Source organism: Streptomyces sp. NPDC058008, from assembly GCF_042886395.1.
In the GTDB taxonomy this organism is placed as follows: Bacteria; Actinomycetota; Actinomycetes; order Streptomycetales; family Streptomycetaceae; genus Streptomyces.
The window spans coordinates 52,797-76,232 of sequence record NZ_JBHVQX010000019.1; the positions used below are offsets into that span (position 1 = coordinate 52,797).

Below are 23,436 nucleotides of genomic sequence, written 5' to 3' on the forward strand. Positions count from 1 at the left end.
CCCATGGCCATCCTCGTCCCGAACTGGCTGAACGACCTGTTCTTCGCCCTCATGGGTGAGCGCTTGCCGCAGGCCGACGAGGACATGGCCTACATGAGCCATCAGGCGTTCAAGAGGTTCTCCGACCGGCTCCGTGAGCTGGGACAGCTGCTCACCGAGTCGATCGGCTACGCCGCGAAGGTGCTGCCCGCGCAGAACGCCGACAACTACGCGCGTGCCGCCCGGGTCCTGACCGACGACGGGGGCAGGAACCACGTCACCGAGTTCGCCGACCAGCTGGACGGCATCTCCGACGGGCGGGTGAAGACCTCCATCGACATCGCCGAGTCGAAGATCAGCCTGATGCTCGAACTGGCGATCCTGGCGGCGGAACTGCTGTTCCTGGCCGTGATGACGTTCTTCACCGGCGGTGCCACGGCGGGCGAGGCCGTCGAGGCCAAGCTGCGTACGCGGGCCCGGATCCTGGTGATCCTGGAGATATTCGCCAAGCGCGTCCACCTGCTGCCCACCCTGAGCGAGGCGCTGGAAGAGGCGTTCACCACGCTCGCCGCCAGGCTCGCCCTGATCCTGTCGGCGGCGCCCGGTCGCAAGCCGCACGGCATCAACATGAAGGACGTCGTACTCAGCGGGATCACCGGCGGCCTCACCTCGATCTTCGACCACACCATCCAGGGCGGGAAGAACCTCTTCAAGGGCCTGTTCAAGGACAAGACCGACCTCGGGGCGGGCCTCGACAAGAAGTTCGGCGCCAAGGACGTGATGCCGGACGTGAACACGACGCCCCTGAGCGTCGCCGCGACGCACGGGGCGAAGAACCTGACGTCCGACGGCCCGCTGTCCGGCGGTAAGAAGCTCGCTGCCGGCACCGGCAACCGGGGGTTCGACGCGGTAGGCGAGGGCGCGGCCGAGACATTCGCCGAAGCGGCGGTCTACGGGCAGGGGTTCAGCCTCTCCACCTTCCACGGGTCTGTCATCAGCAGCGTCAACACCGGCCTGATGTTCGAGGGGGTCCAGAAGGCCGGTCTGGGCCTGCGCGATGTCGCATCCCCTCAGAACCTCACCGTCACACCCCCTACCGTCTCGGCCGGCCTGACCACGGATCCCGCGAAGGGCACCGGCGAGAACGCCGTCACGCACGGGCCGGGCCAGGATGCGGGGACCCCCACCACGGGTACGGGCCTTCCCGCCCCGGCCCCGTACACCCCCGGAGGTCTCACCGAGGCCGGACCGCCCCCGGTCACCACCACGTCGGCCGGCACCCCGGACGTCGTCCCGGCCGCCGTCCCCGCCCAGGGCCCCGGCGCGGCCACGGTGCCCGCAGGGGGCGGGAGCACGCCGGCCAAGGGTCCTGGTGTGACGCAGGGACAGACCGCTCCCGGCACGCCCGCGGGGAGCCAGGAGGGTGCGCCGCCTCCGGCCGGGGCGGACGCCGGTGCGCAGACCGTTCCCGGGCAGGGCGCCGGCACCCTGCCCGGCGGCGCGGACTCAGGTCCCGGGAGGACGGCGCAGGCGCCGCCCCAGGCTTCCGCCGCCGGTGACGACTCCGCGCCCCGGGACACCGGGGACCTGGAGGAGGGGTCCGGCACCGGTTCGGAGACCGCCCCCGCTCCTGTGCCGACGAGCGGCGCCGCGCCCGAGGGGACCACCGGCCCGGCCGCGAGCGCCGGTACGTCGTCCGGTGCCGCCGCGACCACGGCCCAGGGGCCTGCGGCGGGCGCGAACAGCCCGGCCGCGGTCAAGGCCGACGGTGCCGGTCCGGCCCACGGCACGAGCGGACCGGCGGGCCAGGACCGGCCGCAGGCGGATGCCGCCCCGGACACGGAGCGGGAGCGGGACAGTGCGGACGAGAGCGCCCCTCCCGCTTCCGGCACGGCCCACCCGGCCACGACGGCGGACACGGTCGCCCCGGCCGGTCCCGGTTCCACGGACAGCCCGGTCGCACCGCGGGAGGCCCGGTCCGAAGACCTTTCCGGCGACGCTCAGGACGGCGCGGCCCTGCCGGGCATCACACCCGTCACGACGCTCTCGGCCACGGCCCTTCCCCGGCCGGGCGACCTCTCCGGCGGTGACCGCGCCGAGCGGACGGACGACGCCACGGCCGTGCCCGCCGAACCCGGCCCGGGCGAGGCCTCGGACACCGGCCTCGTGGTGTCCACGGCCCCCGGACACCACGACGGCAAGCGGCGGCCCGGCCGGGCCGCCGAGTCCGAGCCCGGCCGGCGGGCCGCCGACCCCGTACACACGACTCCGGACACGACGGGTACGCCCGACGGGACCGGCAGGCAGGACGACGACCTCGCGGCCCCCGTCCCGATCGCCACCACGTCCGGAGACGGCACCGCACCGGCCGCCGTGGACTCCGCCAAGGCCCTTCCGACGGTCTCGGAAGGGCCGGCGCACCGTGACGCGGACGCCGACGCCCTCGGCATCAACTCCACGACCACCGCCGACCCCGCCCCGGAGACCGAGCGCCCGGACACCGAACGCCCGGAGACCGAAGGCCCGGACAGCGACGACTCGGACACGGTGGTCGACTCGGAGTCGGACTCCGGTGACACGCTGGTCGGATCGGTGGACGGTGCCGAGCCGACCGCAGGCGCCAAGAAGACCCCCGGTTCCGGCAGGCTGCCGCAGTCGCGGGAGGAGATCGCGCGCTGGCTCGAAGGCCTCAAGATCCCCGACCGGACGGTGGACGACCCGCTCGCCCCGTCCGACGGTACGCACCACCTCTTCGGCCCGTCCGGCACCCAGGAGATAGCGGTGAACATGTTCACCGGGGTGCGGGGCACCGATGGCTCCCCGACGGACCAGGACGGCGGCGCGGACCACCTCGAGCACTACATCCACCCCGTCGACGCGGACTTCGTCTCCTGGTCGGAACGGGGTACCACCGTATGGAGAAACACCACGGAGGACCCGGACACCGTATTCAGGAACGGTTTTCACGCGGGTGACCCGGACAACATCATGGACGTGTCCACGTGGGTGACCAATCCGGCCCCCGGCGGATCCCAGTTCATCTCGACGACCCGTAATCGGGACCTGCGGAAGTACACCCAGCGGCGGTACCGGTACGAGATCGTCTCCGAGGCACCGGGAGTCGACATCCCGAGCACCGTCGGGCGGTTGATCGACGACGACCCGGAGATCGAGGAGGACATCCCCCAGCTGGCCGAGCACGTGGCGGCCGAGGAGGAGGTCGCGTTCCTCGGCTCCGTACCGGCCCGGGCCGTCGTCTCCGTGCTGGACCGGCAGACCGGCATGACGGGCCGGTGGAACCAGCTCAGCCGGTCGGTCGAGTGGGCGCGGCCCGGTACGGCCACGGTCCCGCCGGCCCCCGCGCCCGTCGCGCCGTCCCGTGCCGTCGCCGACCCCTACGGCTGGGGCCGGCCGATCGCGCCCGACGAGACCGCGCCACGCCCGGCCGGTACGGGACCGTTCGCCGCCACGGGACACGCCGATCCGTTCGGCGCCCGGCAGCCGTCGGGCACCGGTGCCACGAGCGGCGGCGGGTTCGGCGGCGACTGGGGTGGCTGGAAGCCGGCCCTCGGCGGGTCCGAGGGCATCGGCGGCATCTCCGCGAGGAACTCGGAGAGGTTCGAGCGGCTCAGCCGGGACCTGAACCTGGTCATCGTCACCCGCGCGGTCAACGAGTACGCCGTGGAGCGGCTGGCGGAAGGGGCGCTTCCCAAGCCGCTGGAGATCAAGGCGAAGTCGCTCAACACGTACGACCTGATCCTCCTCGGCCCGCCCGCCGGGGCCTCGCCGGAGGAGGCACTCGACCACCGCTCCCCGAAGAAGAAGGGCCTGGTCGGCTTCTACGAACCCGTCTTGCCCCCCGACCTCACGGCCTACGGCCAGGAGGAGCAGGAGGCGATCAGGCAGCGGTACGAGAGCCGCCGCAAGGAGTTCCGTACGTACGCCGCCGAGATGGAGGGGCAGAAGGACCGGTTCCCCGTCATCGACGGGATCGTGCACGGCTGGGCGGGCGACGAACTCCGCCCGCTGGCGAGCGACATCGACCTCTTCGACCTCTTCACCCCGACCGAGGGGACAGGACTGTCGCCCCGGACCTACGGCCACGTGATGAGTGAGATCACCCGTAAGGTTCCCGAGGTCCTGCACGGCCCCGCCGAGTACTGGAAGAGGAAGAACGAAGCCGACGAGGAGATCTTCAGGCAGATAACGGAGCCGGTCCACAAGGGTTCCGAGAAGGTCATCACCTACTTCCCGGGGCGGCGGCCGACCTTCGAGGGGAACTTCTCGCGCAGGAACTCCCTGGCACCCGCCCAGAGTCCCGCGCGCGCCCACGACGACCTGTACAAGCGAGGCCTCGGGGGGAAGGCCGGCGCCGAGTACGTACCCGCAGGCCGGCGGAACCAGCTGGACATCAGCCTCGGCCCCGACGGTACGGACGCCGCCGGTGACGGGGACCCCGCCGCCGAACACGCCGACGCGCTGCGGCTGTTCGAGCGCGTGTGGGGCAAGACGACCGCCGACCGGAGACTTCCCGGGCCCGTGCTCACGGCGGCGACCGAGGCGTACACGGCCCTCGGCGGATCGGCGGACCGGGTGGGCCGTCTCGTCGCACGGCTCGACGAGCGGACCGAAGGCTTCGGCGGGCTGTCCCCGGCCGACCAGCACGTGGCCGTCGTCGCCCAGAAGATCCTTCGCGGCACTCCGCAGGAGGTCACGGCGGCCGTGGAGCGTGCGCGGTCGGCCGGCGTCACCCTCGCCGAGGACGACACGCCCCCGCCCTCGGCGGGCACGAGCGCGGTCCGCACGGGGCCGGCCGCGCTGAACGCACCCGACCGGGAGGCACTGGGCAGGGCGGAGGAGTTCCTGCGCACCGTGACCCCGCAGGAACTGGCGCAGGCCCAGCGGTGGGCGCGCGTCCAGGTGTCCGCCGACCACACCTGGTTCATCGACGCACACCACCCGGCCGCCGCCGAGCGCCGCGAACTCCTCGAAGCCTTCGTCACCCTGCTGAGCCACAGCCGGTTCACGGACAGCCCGGACCGCAGCCGCGCGCTCTCCCGCGAGCTGGCCGGGCGCTACGGGACACGCAGGACCGCCGGCCTGGTGGGCGGGGTCGACCGGGAACAGGACGACCTCTCCCCGACGGTCGAGGAGGAGCCGGACGCCGGGCCGAGCGGACACGGCCACCCCGACCCGGACCCCGATTCCCTCGAACTGCTGCTGGAGGAACTCGACTTCGACCTGGACGAGGGGCGGTTCACCGACGGGGACGACCTGGAACCGACCCGGCCGGGCCAGGTCACCGAGCCCGGCGAGGAATCGCCGGCGCGGGACTTCGGGCCGGACACCCCGGCGTACACCCCGACGGGCACCGAGGATTCCCCGGTTTCCCCGGTTTCCCCGGTTTCCCCGGATTCCCCGGATTCCGACGACTCCCGCGACTTCGCCGCGCTGCTGGAGCCGCTGCGGGCGTACGCCGCGAGCGCCGCCGACCGTCAGTCACCGGACGTGGAGGTCGTCCTGATGGCCTACCCCGGGGTCCCCGGGTTCGTGGACCTGATCAGGACGGCGGACACCGGGCACGCCTTCGTCGCGGTGCTGCTGCCGGGACGGGAGGATCCGATCACCCTCGGGTTCCGCTTCTTCGGCGAGCTGACGACCCTCGCCCTCGTGGACGGGACGATGCCCGGGGGAGTCACCCCCGAACACGCGGAGGCGTTCACCAACTCGCGCGCCGACATCCTGGCGTCGTACCGCGTCAACGCGGACCAGCTGGGGGCGGCGTTCGGCTACGCCGAGCAGAACTTCCGGACGACGTACAACCTCGTCACCTACAACTGCGTGGCCTTCGCCCGCGGTTTCGTCGAGGCCGCCGTCGGCCACGAGGTGGCGCCCCCCTCCGTCGTCGCACCCAACTCACTGATCGAGCACCTGCGTTCGGGCACCCGCCGCGAGTGGACCGAGAGCCCCAAGCTCGTCGAGCTCACCGAGGACGACCGGGCGAGTCTGCGGCGGGCCGACGCGTGGCTGGAGGGGCACGGAGGGACCGCCGAGCTGAGCTGGGCCTTGAACCGCGTCTTCATCGACCACCAGCGCCCCGTCGTGTCCGCCAGGGTCACCGAGGGGCAGCAGCGGCAGCTGGACCTGCTGGCGCACTTCGCGGTGCTCGGCGCAGAAAGGCTCCACCAGCACGGTGAGGCGGCGGCCCGGGAGCTCCTGGACGAACTCGGCGTGCGGTACGGCACCTCGCGGACCCTTCCCCCGGACATCCTGCCGACGACCGCCCGGATGCTGGAGCCCCTGCGCTCCTACGCGGCGCACACCACCGGCCCTTCCCTCCCCGACGCGGAGGTCGTCGTCATGACCGGCCGGGGCGGGCAGCCGGCCGTCGGCGTCAGGCTCCCCGGCCGCCCGGGCGTGATCGGCCTCCGGTTCGGCGCGGACCAGACGGTCCCGGGCACGACCCGCTGGGACAGGATCGCCGGCGGACTGTTCGTCGAGCACTCCGCCCACGTCCACGACCCGGACACCGAGATCCTCAGGACCTACCAGGTCGACGCGGCCCAGCTGCGCGCCGGCCACCGGTACGCCCTGGCCAACCTGACGACCCCGTACAGCGACTCCTCCTACAACGCCACCAGTTTCGTCCGGGGCTTCCTGGGCCAGATGCTGGGCGGCGATCCCGTCACCTCCCACTTCGACGGCCAGGGCGCCGCCTCCCACTCGTACCTGGGCTTCACGCAGGCCTACCTGAAGTCCTACTTCCACACCACCAAGGCCTTCTCCGAGGCGATGCGGGCGGAGACGGACGACTCCTGGAGCACGGCGGCCGCCCCGGTCACGGAGCTGTCCGACCGGGACGAGCAGGTGCTGAGAGGTGCCGCCCGCACGCTGACCCCGTACACCGACGCGGCGAACGCCGCCGCGCTGTCCTGGGCGAAGCTGCGCGTGCTGCTCGATCACCAGCGGCCCTCGCCGGCCGGGCGGGCGGCCGATGTCGACGCCTCGATGCACGACCTGCTCAGGTCGTTCCGCTACATGGTCGCGGCGGAGTACCGCTCCGAGGGCGAGCAGGCCGCACGCCAGCTCTCCTGGCGCCTGGGCCTGGACTACGGCACATGGCGGTCCACGGACAAGCTGCCGCCGCCGGAAGCGGTGGGAAGCGAACCGGTGGCCGCCCCCTCGCCCGGCCGTGGACAGGACCCCGCGCCGTCGCCCACCGGCGAGCGGGCCCCCGCGCCCTCGTACGCCTCCGGCGGCACGGAACCCCGTGATGTGCTGGTCGACGACGTGGCGTACGCGATGACCGACGAGGGGGAGTTCCACCGCTTCACGACCGCCGACGGCGGGAGCGTCCACATCAGCAACACCCGGATCACCGACGGCGTGGTCAGCCCCGACGTGGCCAGGCTCGTCATCACGTTCCTCAACGGCGGCCTGCTCGTCCACCGCGTCCACCCGCAGCGGGAGCCGAGGACCGGGTTCGAGGGTGAGCCGGTGAACATCCTCCCGGCGGGGGAGGGGCAGTCACCCCGGCACCACGATGCCGACGTCACCGCGTTCGTGGAGTTCTCCACCACCGAGGAGGCGGCCCTCCGGCGCTTCCACGCGTCGGCGGAGGCGCGTCCGGGCGCCGTCGGGCTGCTCGCGGAGGCGATCGTCGGACCGGACCAGCACGTCGCCTTCACCGACGCGGGGTCGGTCCAGGTCCGGGACCTGGTGGTCGCCACGTACGCCGACCGGGCGCCCGTCCTCACCGGGCGCGGCCCTGTCCGGCACGTCGTGACCGTCATGAGCGCCTCGGTCGACGAGAGCCCGTACAAGAGGGTCCTCAGGGAGGAACTGAGCAGGACCACGCTCACCGCGGAGCGGCGGGAACAGCTCCAACGGGTCCTCGACACCCACGGTCCGGCGGCGCCCCAAGCGGCAGGCCCCGCCGGCCCCGTCCAGCCGGACGGAACGGCACCGGCCGTCCGTACGGTCTCCGGCGAGGCGGCCGGCGTACCGGAGCGTGACGGGGGCTCAGGAACCGTGCCCGGGAGGCGGGTCCACTTCGCCGACGACGCCGCCGACGGCGACACACCCGCCGGTACACCTGAGCCCGCCGCCGGTGACGAGCGCCCGGACGTCCCGGACGTCGCCGACGACACCGCCCCCGGCCGGGGCGCGGACGCGGAGAGGCCGGGGCCCGCCATCGAGGCCCAGCTCGACGAGCACCGCCCGCCGCGCCTGGACCGGTCGATGCCCGCGCCCCCGGTGCACGGGCGCAGGATCACCTTCAGCGACGGCAGTGAACTGCCCGTACATCTCACCGGTGACGGCGACCCGGAGACGCGGTGGGGTGCCTACGGCCACAGCCGCGTCGTGCTGCGCGGCGCCGACCAGGTGCTCGCGGAGGTCACGGCGCGCGCGGGCCTGGTGCGCGGGCGCGACGACCGGCTGCGGGACGGTGCCCTGGAGCACCTCGCCCGGGCGCTGCGGGACACCCCCCAGGCGTTCCTCGGCGAGGGGTACCGGTCGCCCACCTTCCTGGACAACCACGGCCTGATCCGCCAGCTCCACGTGGTCACCCGCCCAGGCCTCCACTGGGAGCGCTTCGGCGACGACGCGGGTTCGCCCGTCAGGTTCGACTCGGTGCACCGCAGCCAGGTGACCGCGGGGTCCAGCGCCATGCAGAGCTCCACCGTGCGCGTCGCCCCCTCGTTCGGGATCGGCCCGGTGCCCGGCGGCCCCAGCGCCTACGGCCGTGTCGGCATGGCGGTCAAGTTCACCCGGTCGTTCGACTACGCCATGCAGGACCAGACGCTCCAGCAGAGCGAGACGAGGACGTCGGACACCTCACACCTGCACCTCGTCGACGTCCTGTACGAGGTGTACGTCGTCAGCCCGGCCCAGCGCAGCACGGACGAGGTGTTCCCGGGCGAGGACCACTTCTCCTTCGGGATGCGCAACGGCCTGACCGTACGGCTCTCCGACAGCGACACCTCGCCCGTACCGGCCGGGCGGGCACCGGCCACCCTCGACTTCGGCACGGCCCCCGCCCCCCGCTTCGCGCACACGGAGGACTTCGGCCCCGTCGACGCCCTCCGCGACTGGGCCCTGAGCAGGCTCGACGTCCGCCCCGAGGACTCGGCGTACGACGAGGCGTCCGGCTTCTTCACCACGGACAACTTCCGGCGCATCGCCCAGCGGGCGGCCCAGGGCGCCGTCCCCACCCGGCAGCTGCTGGGAGGCGAGGGCGACCGGACACCGCTCGGGGCCTTCGTCGTCGAGAGGATCGTCCCGGTCACCGGTGTCCTGCTCAACGAGAGCGACGCCGCCGAACTGCGCCTCACCGTCCAGCAGGCGGTCAAGAACGAGCGGATGCTGTCGAAGGGCTACGGGCAGCAGGTCTCCGGGAGCGCGGGACCCAGCGCCGACCTCACCGAGTTCTTCGACGACGCGGCCGGCCTGCGTCTCATGGCCGGGCTGTACGGCCAGTACAGCCGTACAGCCACCCACGGCTCCGCGTTCGGCGGAACGGCGAACCGCAAGATCGTCGGGCAGGTGAAGGGCGTTCCCACCGAGCTGTACCAGGTGCACAAGAGGGTCCACGTCCGCAGGACGGGCGACCGGGAGTCCACCGCGTTCGACGTGTGGAGCCTGGACCGGATGCCCCTCACCGAGGCCCGGCGGCTCGCGGGCTGGGACGACGGCACCGCACCGCTGCCCACCGACGCCGCCCCGCCCGTGCCGCCGGTCTACCTCACCGGTGACCGGCCGACCGTGCTGGGCCTCAGCCGGCCCGAGGCCTTCCTGTCCGACGCGGCGGAGACGTACGACGGCCCCGCACCGGACGGGGACGACGCCGACGCCGTGGCGCCGACGACGGGCGACGGCCCGCGCCCCACCCTGCTCCAGGAGTTCACCGACCGCCTCATCGAGGCACTCGCCGCCCGCCATCCCTCGATGATCGCCCCGCTGAGCGAACTGGGAGACCCCGACGCCCCCCGGTGGTCGGGGCCCAGGAACTACCAGGTGGCGCTCCAGAACACGCTCACCGTCATCAACACGCTCTCCTTCCACTCCATGGCGGGCAACCTGGAGACGGCGGCCACCACCGGGGTGGAGATCGGACTCGTCGGCCCCGGCTTCTTCACCGACGCCCACCGGCGCGTCGTCGTGCACGCCGGCCTGTCCGGGCTGCGGAGCGACGGCGGACCGGACGACAGCAGGACGCGCTACGGCACCCAGGCCACCGAACGGGCCGACAGCGTACGGAACGTCGTCCAGGGCGGCGAGATCGGATTCGACGTCTCCCTGGGAGTGCGCGGATCCGGGCCCTCACCCCGCAACCTCGGCGCCCTCACGGCCGGACCCCGCGCGGGACGGAGCACCGGCCACCGCACCGGAGCCGGGTCCACGGCGTCGTACGAGACGCTGCACATCGGGACCGGCCGGTCGCAGCGGTTCTCCTACCGGCTGGACCTGCGCGCGCAGATGAGCGGCTTCCGGCGGCCCACCTACCTGTTCCGCGGCGTCGCCTCCGCCGGCCTGCTCGGTACCCACTTCTTCGTCGTCCACGAACCGCCGGTCGATCTGATCGGCGGCACGGCCGGCGACCCCGTCACCGGACGGGTGGTCCTCGCCGTGGCGGACGAGCACCTCGCGGTGTCCGGGCCGCACACCGCGCCCCGGCCGCAGGACGGACACGTCTCGGTGCTCGGTCCGGCCAGGGCCGAGGCGCTGGCCACCGGGCGCGACGGCGACCCTCCGGTGAACCCGTTCGGCGACCTGCCGTACCACGTGCTCAGCATCGGCGCGCACCGGGAACTCCTCGACGCGGCGGCAGCGACCATGGCCGAGGCGTCCAACGGGTCCTGGCACTTCGGCGAACGGGGGGCACCGGCCCACGAGGCCGCGCTGCGCCCCCTGCTGTCCCAGTACCTGACGGCCAACCACGACCTGTCGTCGAGCGCCACCGGACTCCGCGTGACCGGACTCTTCGGGCAGGGGCCGTACCTCAACCGGGCCGGACTCATGGTGCACCGCGTCCGACTGAGGGAACCCCGGGTGATCTCCGACCTGCTCGGCGTCCAGGTCGAACACACCCTCGGCGCCGAGACACAGACATCGGGCGCCGTCACCACGGTGCAGAGCTTCGCCTGGACCGTCACGCAGTCGGACCGCCACCTGCACGACCCGGGGCCGGGCTTCTGGGGCACCTACGGGCTGTTCGGCAACCGCACCACCTCCCGTGTGAGGTCCGTGGCCGTCAGCCGCAGGGCGCTGGCCGACGCGAACATGGTCTACACCCCGCCCGAGGGCAGCGGCTTCCTGCTGGTCACGGCGGACACCGAGCACGAGGTCGTGGGCATGGTGCGCGGGGACGGGCTGCTGCGCCCCCTGCACGACCTCGCCACCTCAATGCGCAGCCACTGGGCGGGACGACTGGTCCGCTTCCCCTCGGACTTCTACGCACACGTACCGGAGAGGACCGCCCACCGCCTGGGCTGGCTGCGGGACCACCTGGGCCAGGTACCGCTGTACACCGAGCGGCGGTGGGAACCGCTGCTCCAGGACGACCCCATGGGCCGCTACCCGGTCAACTCCCTGGACACCGCGGACATCCACGCCCGGTTCGACCGCCTGATGCGCTCCGCCGGCGTCGACAGCGCGAGCCGGGAGGCGATCGGCGCCCTGCTCAACCCCCGGATGATGCGCACCCTGCGCGACCAGGCCTCCTCCACCGGGAAGCTGGTGCGGGCCGCCCTCAACCCCTCCTTCACCGAGCGGTGGATCAGCGGTGTCGGGACGCTCAGGATGCGGCTGACGGCGCATCCCCCAACCTTCGACGGCCTCGGCCACGGGGCGTCGCTGCGCGACGGGCGGCACGCCACCGAGACCCGCGAGGCACTCACCGGCAAGACCGCCTCCTGGGCCCTCGGCGCGCTGGTGAGCGAGGGCGTCCGCACCGGCGACGACACGGTCAGGGCCGCGGGGCCCGCCCTCACCGAGCAGGGCACCAGCGTCCGCCAGGGATCCAGCAGCCGCACGAACGAACGCCTCGTCAACAACGTGTTCAGCACCAGCGAACCGCACGCCGAGTTCCTGACCTCCTACACCCTCCGGCTCAGCCTGGACCAGGGCGACGGAAGCTACCCGCTCGAGATGTCCGGGGACATCGGACACATCCGCGACCAGATCCCCCTCAGCCTCACCGTTCCCGCCGGGGACGGCCCGCGGGACACCACCGACCCCCTCGGGGTCCCGCGGCCGCCGGTCCCCGCACGGGCCGTCGGCTTCTGGCCCGCGCACGAGACCACCCAGGAGAACATCGAGCGCTGGCGGGGCGGGGGCACCCCCGACGGCAGGCCCTTCGAGGTTCCGACGACCGGATACCTCGTCCGCCGCGTCACCGGTCTGCCCACCCTCGTCGAGGCGGCGGAGCTGGCCGTGGCGCGCGCCTACGGCGTCGCGCTCCCCGTCAGGGACGGACAGCGGCTCACCGGCGGCGAGCTGGGCCCGGCCCTGCGCAAGGCCCGCGGGCACGGGCTGACCCGGTCCGGGACGGCGTCCTCGCTCGCCCTGAACGAGGGGCTGAGCAACACCGCCCTCACCGCGTTCTACGCCGACACCGCCCAGGCGCACGGCTACCAGGTGCCGGGGCTCACGGACAACTCCTTCATCGGGAAGGCCACGGGCGGATACCGCGTCCACTCGCGACCCGACTTCACGCGAGCCCAGCTGCTGGCCGTCGCACCCGACGCGAGCATGGAGAGCGCGGCCCGCGCCACGGCCGGGGGCGACAGCTCCGTCAGCCGCGTCGGCACCCAGCAGCTCGTCCTGGGCGGCGGCACCCGCCTGAACACCGTGGACGCGGGCACGACGAACACCCGGTTCTCCCCCGCCGACGGAACGGGGGCCGAGAGCGAGGCCACCCGGCAGGGCGGCGCCGACGCGACGCAGACGACCCTCAAGCCGACGATCGGCCGTGCCTTCCTCTTCACCGTGCCCACCGCCTGGCTCGGCGTCGGCGAGGTGCGTCACCAGATCAAGGACAGCGCGGCGTGGAGGCGGGCGCGCGGACTCGCCGGACCGTACGGCCACACCAGGCGCGGCCCGCAGGCCGTCGAGACCGAGAGCCAGGTGCACGTCTGGATCAGCGACGACGTCGCCCGCCGGCTCGGCCTGGTCACCGACGCGAACTTCCCGCCCCAGGTCGCCGACGCCTGGGCCGAGGTCACCAAGGCCTCCGACGCCTGGGTGGCGGCGGACACCGCCTACTGGGACCGGCGCCGGGCCCTTCGGACGGGCCGGGAGGAGCTGCGCGCCGCCTACCGCGACAGCAAGCGCGCACTCTCCTCGGCCAAGCGCAGGCTGGAGCGGTCGGCCGGTCTGTTCGGCCACCGCTCGCCCGAGGCGCTGGAAGCCCGCAGGGTGGTACGCGGGCGCACCGAGGCGGTCCTCGCGGCACGCGCGTTCCTGGACGAGGACAGGGAGCGGCTGCGGCCCTGGCTCACGGCCTCGCAGGACGCCGCCGCCGAGTTCCACCGCGTGCGCTCCGCCGCCGACCGGCTCACCCGCTGGCACCGCCTGCCGGGCGAGGACGCGGCGCGGGACGGCGTACCCGGCACCTCGCGGAGTGCCGGGCAGGACGGCGTAGGTGACACCCCGTGGGACGGTCCGGAACGGCGGCGGGGTGTGGTTGAGCCGCCCGCCGTCCTCCACAGCAGGCCGGACTCCGCGCTGTCCGCCGCGACCGGGCCCGCCGCCGACCGTTTCGACGTGGCTCTGGCGGACGACGGCGCCACCCGGACCCTGACGCCTCCCCCCGTCCTGGGCGGGGCGCCCTGGCCAGGCGCCGACCGGTACACCGTCCACGACACCCCCGGTGACGGCGACAGCTTCTTCCACGCCTTCGCCGAGGCGCTCCACCGCGCCGCACCCGCCGCGCTCGCCGGGCACGTCGCGTCCGGTGACCGCGCCGAGATGATCGGCTCGCTGCGGACACGGTTCGCCGACGGGCTGATCGCACCCGGCGACGGTTCAGCGGGGGAGGAGGCAGGGCCCGTGACCTTCGGACCCGTCACCGAGGACGAGGCAGCCCGCGCCGGAATCGAGTTCACGGCCGGCAGCCCCCGGCACCGGGAGTTCACCGGCACGGGCCGGCTGCCGCTCCACCACGAGCTCTCCGCCGACCAGCGGGCCCGCCTCACCGGCGTCCTCCTCAGACGGCCGGGGACCGTGCCGGGCGGCGACCCGGCCTGGGAGACCAGCGCGGCCAACCTGCTGCCCGCCGTGGCCTCCCGCTCGTTCGGCGTCCGGGTGACGGTGGTCGGGGCCGACGGGGGAGTCAAGGACTTCGGGAGCGACGGGACGCGGGACACACCCCCGCACGTCGTCCTGCACAGGGAAGGCAACCACTTCCGCTTCGCGCTGCCCAGCGGCTTCCTGATGCCTGCCGGCCTCGCACCGCTGCCCGCCCCGCGGACACCCGGCGAAGCCCCGCCCCACCAGGACGCGGCCACCACCGAGCCGTCCGCCCCGCCGCTCCTGTCCCTGCGCCGCGCCTCGTACGACGTGGCCCCCTGGAACACCGCCCAGCCCGGGGAGCCGGGCTTCGTACGGCACGACGCCGCCCGGCTGACCGGGCCGGACGGGGCCGCGTACCGGATCGAGGAACCGCGCGGCGACGGCAACGGCTTCTGGGGCGCCCTCGAAGCGGCGTTCTCGGACGGCGGCCGCGCGCACGACCCCGTCAGCCGGGTCAGTGGGCAGCGGTTGCCGGAGAACGCCGTACTCGACCCCGACACCCCCTTCCCGCACGAGGTGTTGCTGTGGGCGAGGGTCGACTCGACGGCCGGGGCCGCACTCGCCCCGGAGGACGGCGGCGTCCGCCCCGGGCGCCTGACCCCCGAGCAGCGCGAGAGCTTCCGCACCAGCGGCGGGCGGCTGCCCCACGATCTCGTGCTCAGGCCCGCGCAGCGACGCGACCTGATCAAGGCCCAGCTGTTCCTGGGCGGCGACTGGAGCGCCGCCACCGCGGCCACCGCCGCCCAGGTGGCCGCAGAGAGCTACGGCGCGGAGGTCGTCGTCGTGGGGGAGGACGGCACCCACCGGACGTACCGGGCGGCCGCACCCCGCCCCGGCCGGCGCATCACGCTGTACCGGCGGGGCGCGGAGTTCCTGCTGGCCCGGCCGGAGCGACAGCCCGCCGCCCCGGCCCCGTCCACCGCACCACCCCCTCCCGCCACCGCGCCGGACGACGCGTTCGGGCCCGCCGTGGAGGCCAGGGGGATCAAGGCCGGTGAGTACGACGCCCCGGGCGTGCCCGTCGGCGCGCGCGCCACCGACCGCCCCCGCATCGATCCGGGCGCCCGTGTCGAAGGCACCGGAACCCCCCGGGAGGACCGGGACTTCGGACCCCTGGCGGGACCGAAGAGGGTCAAGGACACCGAGCTCGACGACCAGGGCGATGTCCGGCTGAACCCGCTGTGGTACCGGCTGGAGGACTTCAGGCCCGCGCTCCTCGAACGCAGGGGCGCGCGGTGGCACTTCGCCGTCGACGAGGACGGACGGATCCTGATCGGCAGCGAGCAGCCCCTCGGCATCGCCGACGACGAGGAGCTCGGACGGCTCCTCGACGGCATGCGGGACAGCGAGGCCAACGCCGGCCTGACCATGGACGAGCTGAGGAAGGCACTCGACGGGCAGGGGCACCCCACGGTCGCGGCCGGCTTCACGGCGCACGGGGACACCCGGATCCGCCCGGCGCGCATCGCGGGCGAGCTCGCCTTCGACCCGGAGGCGGGCCGCTGGGAGGTCAGCGACAAGTCCGGCCGCTACATGAGCTCCAGGATCCGGCCCGGTCTGCGCCCGGCGGACGCCCACGCGTGGCTGACGAACGTCGCCGAACGGATGGGCACCGCGTTCGGCACCGAGATCACCCCGGTCCTGTACAAGAACTCCGCGCCGGCGGCGGAGCCGGCCGGGGCCACGCGGCACGTCGAGGCCCCGGAGACCGGCAGCACCGGGCCCGGCGACGGACGACGGGCCCCGGACCACGGGAGCACGCCGGACGGGAGGGGCGGTCTCGCCGACACGGTGCGGCGGATGGTGGCACCCCGTGAGTCCCGGATCCTGGACCGCTCCGGCCTGGAGCGCATCGTACGGAGCGCTTCGGCCCGGCGGGACGGGGCGACGGACACGGGCGGAGGCCGGGAGCGGTCCGAACCCGTGTCGCTGTCCCCGCAGGAGCTGTCCGAGCAGGAATGCCTGGTCCTCCTGCAGGACCTTCGGGACGAACTCTTCCCGCAGGGGGTGGCTCCGGCCGGTGCGGCGGACGACGGCCTGCTGGGAATCCGCCCCCAGCGGAGCGCGCTCGCCGCCGGCCCGGGGTGGAACAGGATCGACGGCCGGCCCGCGGTGGAGACGGCGCTCAGGAGCGCCGGGCCCGGCAGCACGGCCTTCGTCCTCGCCCGGCGCCCCCACCGCATCGGGCACGCCTTCGCGGCGTACCTCCTCGCGCCGCGTCACCAGGACGGTGCGGCGGACGTCGTCTGGATCGACCTCCAGAGACCTGATGGCGCGCAGATCGGCGACCGCGCCCCGGACATCGCGTCCGCGGACGTCCAGGCGATCGTCGTCGACCGCACCGCACGGGTCCGGGCCGACGTCCTTCTCGGCGGAACCGAGTCGGAGCGCGCGTCCGCGGCGCTCGTCGACCCCGCGGCCAGCCACCAGTACGGCGCCCTCGGCATGGAGGTGGAGTTCGAGCAGTACGTGGACGTGCCGGGCGACCTCCAGTACGAAGTCGTCGCGACCCACACGTCGGGCTCCGAGGTGAGGATCGACGGAGCACCGGTCTGGAGAGCCGGCGGCGCGATGTTCGTCGAACGCGCCGACGCGTTGGCGGCAGGGCATCACAACCCGGTACTCGAGATGCGCAACCTGCTGGAATTCGTCAGTACCCCGGCCGGGGTACTGAGCGGGGAGTCCAGGCGGATCGACCTCGAATCGGCCCTGACGCTCGTCGGTGAGACGGGAACGAGGCTGGCGATCACGGGCCCGAGGCCGGCACGTGAGGTGTTCCGGCAGCGGGACGGCTGGGCGGTCACTCCGGAATTCGCCGATGTCGCCGTGCTTCCCGCTCCACGGGGGAACCGCCGGGAGTCGCCGTACGTGCAATTCACGGTCGGCGTGCCCGTGGACGGAATACTTCCCCTGCTCCAGCTCGTCGAAGCACGGTTCGGCAAAAGCCGTGACCCGCTCGAACGGCTCTTCATCACCTCCCGGAACCTCGGTGCCGCCCTTGCGCAGCGGTTCGTCGAACAGCGCTCCGGAAGCGCACTCGCCCCCGGAGAGGTCAACCTGTTCACCGGTGATTCGCGGGTGCGGGAGGTGTGGGGGTACGGATGGCTGCTCTTCGACCACGTCGCAGCCGCTCCGGTCCACAACCTGTCGAGGGCCGGAGGCCTCGTCAAGAACCTGCTTCCCGTCGCGTCGAGGAATCCGCTCGGCAGAATACTGGAGGACCTGGATCCGCAGGTGAGAGTCTTCCTGGCCGGGGAACTGGGAAACATCAGGAACGACGTCGTGAGAATGGTCCGGGACCATCTCTCCGCACGGGATCCCAAAAACGCGCGGTACTACGCCGCGGCGGATGTTCTCGACGAAGTACTGCTGGACCGTTCCCACACCGTGGACGACTACATCACCCACGCGGTGCGCGGGGCCATGCAGGGGAGGCCCTCCATCGACCAGCGGGTCGGCATCGGCATGAACGCGGCCATTCCCTACGAATACCTCGACAGCCACGCCGGTACGCCCCTGGCACTCCTCGAACTCCGCAACTACGGCTACGACAAGGGCCGTATGACCGCGCAGTACGTGGACTACTACTTCCGCGAGGTCTCCACCTCCGCGCGCACCTCGTTCTCCGACACAGGGAGTCACCTGGACCGGGATCTCAGCCGCGCGGTGAGGGCGATCCTGAGCCACCCGCGCGTACGCCTGATCGCCCCGCTGCTCGAAGCGGCGCGGCACATCCGGCCGAACGGGGAGTCGAGCGCATACCACCAGTCCGTGACCGACGGCAGCCAGAACCGGTTTCTCGTCCGGTCCTTGAGCGAACTCGCCCTCCTCGGCCGGCGCCTCCCGGCGGGAGCGGCACGGGACCTACAGGTCCTCGCCGCCGGAGCGCGCAGAGAACTCATGGCGCAGGATTCCCCCACCCTGTTCAGACCGGAGTCCATCCGGCAGCGGCTGGACGGCGCCATCCAGGCCGTACAGGCGCTCACCGCGCCCGCCCCCGTGCCGCCACCGGTGCTCCAGGCACCTCAGCACGCCGCGCCCTCACGGGGGCCGCTGCCACCCGCCCCGAGGCGGCTGCCGCAGCCCCCCGGCGGCCAGAGGCCCGGCTACCCGGCACACGGCTATCCGGCGGCGCCCGGCGGGTCCATGTACCGGTCCGACAGCGAGGAGACGGCCTCCCCCGGGGCCGGCGCGGACGGGGCGGCGGATGCGGTGTTCCGGCCCGACGGCGCGGACGGGGCGGCGGACACGGTGCTCCCGCCCGACGGCGCGGACGGGTACCGCTCGTCGCCGCCGGGCTCCGGCCACGAGCCCCAGCCGGCCGGTGCCGTGGTCACGGGCCCCACAGGTGGCCTCGACGATCCCACTGCCCTGACCGAGGGGCTCGCCGACGAGCCCCTTCCCATCGGCGACGGCTCCCCGGAAGCGCTCGCCGTGTTCCTGCGGTCCGTCACGGAGGTGCCCTCGGGGCAGGACGTGGCCGGACTGCAACAGCACAGCGAACAGGCGGAGTTCGCCCCCGATCCGCTCAGGGAGAGCAGGGAGCTCTTCGACCTGTGGCGTTCGCTCGGCACGACGAGCCAGGCCCGGCACCACCATCCCGCCGGTAAGGGCGACGGCGCGGCAGCGGAGAGGTTCCGTGCCAGGACGCAGATCATCGAACGGAGCACGGTACGAGCACGCGCGCTTGCCGCGGCCCCGCTCACGGAGGCCTTCCTGGCCAGCCCCTCCACCCACCTGCGTGAGGCCCTGAAGAGCCGTCAGGACTGGATCAGGGAGCTGGAGCTGTCCGCGACGGTGCTCACCGGCGCCGACGTCTACTACCACCGCACGATCTCCGGGCTCTACGGCCGGTTCCTGGGCAAGCAGGTGACCGGGATCGACGACGAGCTGAAGCGGCGTGACGGCGCGGGCAGCGCGGAGCGCGACCCGCGTGTGGGCTGGCTCCTGGACGAGGTCACCGAGATCGGCGACCTCGACGAGGTGGCGGACCGGATGGCAGGCGTCGCGCAGGTGCTGGACGACGTGATCCACCGGGCCCGGCGCGGTGACATGGACCTTCCCGGCGTCCAGGTCGGTGAACTGGAGCAGCGCCGGGGGGACATGACCGCGGCGGTGGGCGTCTTCTCCGCACTGTCCCGCAGGGAGATCCCCTGGGAGGACACCGGACAGGACGTGCGCCGGGAACTGATCGCCGCCGAGCTGCACACCCAGCAGCTCCAGCCGCACATGGAGAGCGCGGCGCTGCACCGGCTGCGGCACCTGAACCGGAGGTGGGGCACCACCTACCCCCTGGACGAGCCCGGCCGCGCGGCCGCACTGCTCGCGGACGTGCACACGCACCTCACCTCGCCGTTCATGGCACCGGTCACGCATGTCGACAGCGAGTCCCTCGAGCGGCTGATGGCCGATCCGGGGGCGCGGATGGACGACCTGCTCGGCGTGACGACCGATCCGGGGACGCCCGGCGCGACGCCGTTCAGGGCGGTACCCGCCAGGCTGGTGTCGGCGCGCCGGCAGTCCGCGGGAGCGACGCCGCACGACGGGATCGCTATCCACTGGAAGCAGACCCTCCGCGGACACGCCCTGCACACCCCGGTCCCGGCACCCGCTGCCGGAGCGGCCGTCCTCGCGGCTCCGGCGGGCTTCCGGACCGGTTTCACCCTGACGTCGCTGCACGCGCTCCTCGTACGCGGTGACGAGGACGCCGTACGGCTCGCGCTGGCCGAGGTCACCGGCTTCGCCCACGATCCGGTCCTGCTGCGGGAGAGCACGATGGGCCGGATGACCACCTCCGCCCACTTCGGCGTGATCATCCCCGGGGAGCTCGGCTGGCAGGACGTGGAGAACGTGGTCGTTCCCCACTGGGATCCCGTGACACTGCACCGGGCGGCGGAACTGCTGCCGCGGCTGCGGGACTTCGCGCGGGACGCGCGCCTGCCGCTGTTCGCCGCAAGCCTCGAGACCGCGCCACCCCTCATCCCGTCGGTCCCTCCCGCCCCGGTGAGCACCCCCGTCCTCAAGGGGGACGACACGATGGGGCTCGACTACTTCCCCCTCACACGGCGCACGGCGACCGCGCTGCGGGGACTGGTGACCCAGGGGCTCTACGTCACCAGGGAAGGAGCCCGGCCCCTGACGACGAACGATCCGACGGGAAAGCCGCCCTGGACCATTCCCGGGCGGTCCGACGGACAGCCCTTCTTCGTGCGGGCCGCGCGGGGCAGCGTTCCGGGGCACACCCTCGTGCAGTACGACAACGGCGTCGTCCGCGACCTGTCCGCACGTGAGTTCGCCGCCCGGGTCGTCGCGGACATCCCGGCCGATGCGGCGCCCGGCCCCGTCGTCCTGCTCGTTCCCTACGGAGGGGCGGGCCACCTCAAGATGCCCCGGCTGCTCGCGGCCCTCACCGGGCGCCAGGTCTGGGCGTTCACCCGTGACCTCGACGTCCTCCCGCACACCGATCAGCGGAGCAAGCTGGTGACGGCCTTCACCGGCCGGCAGGCGCACCGCGACGGCACCTGGGTCCTGAGCGAACCGGATGACCTCCGGCGCCCCGCCGGCCGGCAGTCCGTGCCCGACGCGGTGGTGCTGATGAGTGGCGGCGCCGTCCCCGAGGACTACCTGCTGACCACCCCTCTTCCGCATCCGGAGACCTTCCGGCCGACCGGACGGGCGTCCCACGTACCGGCGTTCCAGTACGCGGCGCAACCGTCCCAGGGCCTGTGGCCCGCCCTCTCCGAGTACAGGGAGGGCGCCGGGACCGACCCGCGGGGCGAGGCGCGGAGACTTCTCTGGAAGGAGTCCGGCGCGGGAGAGGAGATCTACTACTGGGACGGCCACGGAAGGAAGGACGCGGTCCGGGTAGCCCTCGAAGGAGGCCGAGAGGGTCACCTTCCTCCTGACGAGTTCGCCCTGTACCTGCGCCGCCGGCCGAGCGGCGATTTCCGGAAGTTCGTCCTGGTCACCTGCAACGCCGGTGACGGGGGCACGAAGCCGGCCGTCGCGCAGACCGTCGCGAACATCACCGGCAGCGAGACCTTCGCCACCAACACACAGGTCAACGGCTACCTGAACGTCTCCCCGAGGCCGGACGGCCAGGAGGCGGCGTGGCTCCGTTTCTCTCCGCAGCCGGCGGCGGAGCCCGCCCCGACGGCATCCGTGGCAGCCGCTTCCGACGCTCCCGGGCCCGGGGTGGGCCAGCAGGAACCTTCCGGGCCCGGCGTGGGCCAGCACGAACCTTCCGGGCCCGGCGTGGGCCAGCACGAACCTTCCGGGCCCGGGGTGGGCCAGCAGGAACCTTCCGGGCCCGGTGACGGTGCGCAGCCGACAGCTGATGTGCCGTCACAAGCGTCTCCGTCCCGTGCGGACGAGGACCAGGGGTACCGGGGCGGCGCTCCGCGCGACGCGGGCCCGGAGCCTTCCGAGGCCGCCCCGCCCCACGGCACCACCGGGCACCCCCGGCTCCTGGACGCGGTGGCGGGGCCTTCGGACGACGGGGGCTCCGTGGACCCCACGGACGGTGGTGCGCCGGGACGCGCCGGAGCCGAGCCCTCCCCCCGTACGGTGAGGGCGGTCGAGATCCTGGCGCGGCACCAGGTGCACCTGCGGGTCGCCCTCGGCACCGACGCGGACACCGTCACGTTCCGGGAGGCGCAGACCCGGTGGGTCGACCGCGTGGCCGAAGCCCTCGGGCCCGACGGCACGCACGACGAGTCCGCCGCCCACGGCGTCGCCGCCGCCATCGCGGTCGAACGCGCGGAACTCGCGTCCACCGACCCGCGTTTCGCCGAGGTTCAGGGGCTGCGCGCCGGCATGCGGCGCTGGGTGAAGCGGTCGGACCAGTCACTGCCGCAGTCGGACCCGCCCGGTCCCACCCCGCACCCCAGGAGCCAGGCGATCCACCACACCTGGACGCCGTCACGCATGTTCCGACTGGGCGCGGGAGGCCACGGGATCGGCGGAATGCTGTGGAACCAGGGTGTCGCCGAACGGGAGAGAGCCCTCAGCATCCGGTACGGAGTACACATCGGGCCGCCCGCAGAGCGCCCGCACGACCACTTCAGCCACTCCACACTCTCCAGGATCGAAGGTGTCCTGGCCGGTCTGCCGCCCCAGCACCTCACGGGGCTGGTGGCGATATCACCCGCCCTCCCGCAGGGCGGCATCCACACCAGCGAGTACGACGCGGACCGGCAGACCGTCGATGTCGTCGCCCCCTACCGGCTGCCTTCCTGGCTCGTCTCACAGTTCAACCGTGGCATCGACTGGCAGCGAACGGCCATGGACAGAGCGGCGATGCCCGATTACAGGGGCATCGACAGCCGGGGCGACCGGGCCATGGGTCTCGCCGGGCAGACACGTCAGATCAGCGGCGGTGTCTCGAATGTCCTGGCGCACGGAAACTTCATGAAGTGGCTGCTCCGGCACGAGGTCGGCCATCACGTCGACCAGCTCAGCAACTGGCTGCACGACATGGTCGGACGGGAACACTTCGGCGGCTGGCGCGTCTACTCCGACAGCGGATACCTCCTGGTGGTCAACGCGGTCCTCGACAGGGCGGGACTCGGTGACCGGCGCGAGACCCGGGGCAAGAACGGCGAGTCCCTGGTGCAGGCGGTGGCGACGGCACTCCACCCGCGCCTGGAGACGGACAGGACCGAGTCGCTCACCGCACTGAGGGACGCCTTCTCCCACCGGTCCGCCGACTTCAGGCAAGCACTCGACCAGATCGCCCGCTTTGCCCAGCTGGCTTTCGCACACCCGTGGATGCTCGACGACGGTGGCGGGGACGTACTCGACATCGGCGGGCGGATGTACCACGTCAGCACCGACAACAGGTGGGTCAGCTACCTGCGGGCGCAGCGCACGGACTACGCGGTGTCCAACTACCAGTACTCCAGGCCGGTGGAGTGGTTCGCCGAGGCGTACGCGGCCTTCTACGACCCTGACCCGGGGCCGCGTGCGCGGCTGCATCCGGCGACACGGGACTTCTTCGAGCGGGAGCTGCCCGAACTACTGCGGGCACAGGCGCAGCCAGGCCGGGGTGTGAGCGGGTCCACCACGTAGAAGACACCGATCCGGCACTGGAGCGGCGGATTCATGTGTGAGTATGGTCGACACGTGTGTATGCGACTCGCGTGACGACGACCGTGAGGCGCC

1 protein-coding gene is annotated in these 23,436 nt (G+C 73.1%); it reads left to right on the forward strand.

Going from position 1 to position 23,436, the window contains the following annotated elements; genetic code table 11:
- The first annotated feature begins 3 nt into the window (after window positions 1-3).
- Window positions 4-23,343, forward strand: coding sequence for a hypothetical protein (locus ACFVS9_RS20515; RefSeq protein ID WP_389934185.1), 23,340 nt, complete (start codon window positions 4-6; stop codon window positions 23,341-23,343).
- The last annotated feature ends 93 nt before the right edge of the window (window positions 23,344-23,436 follow it).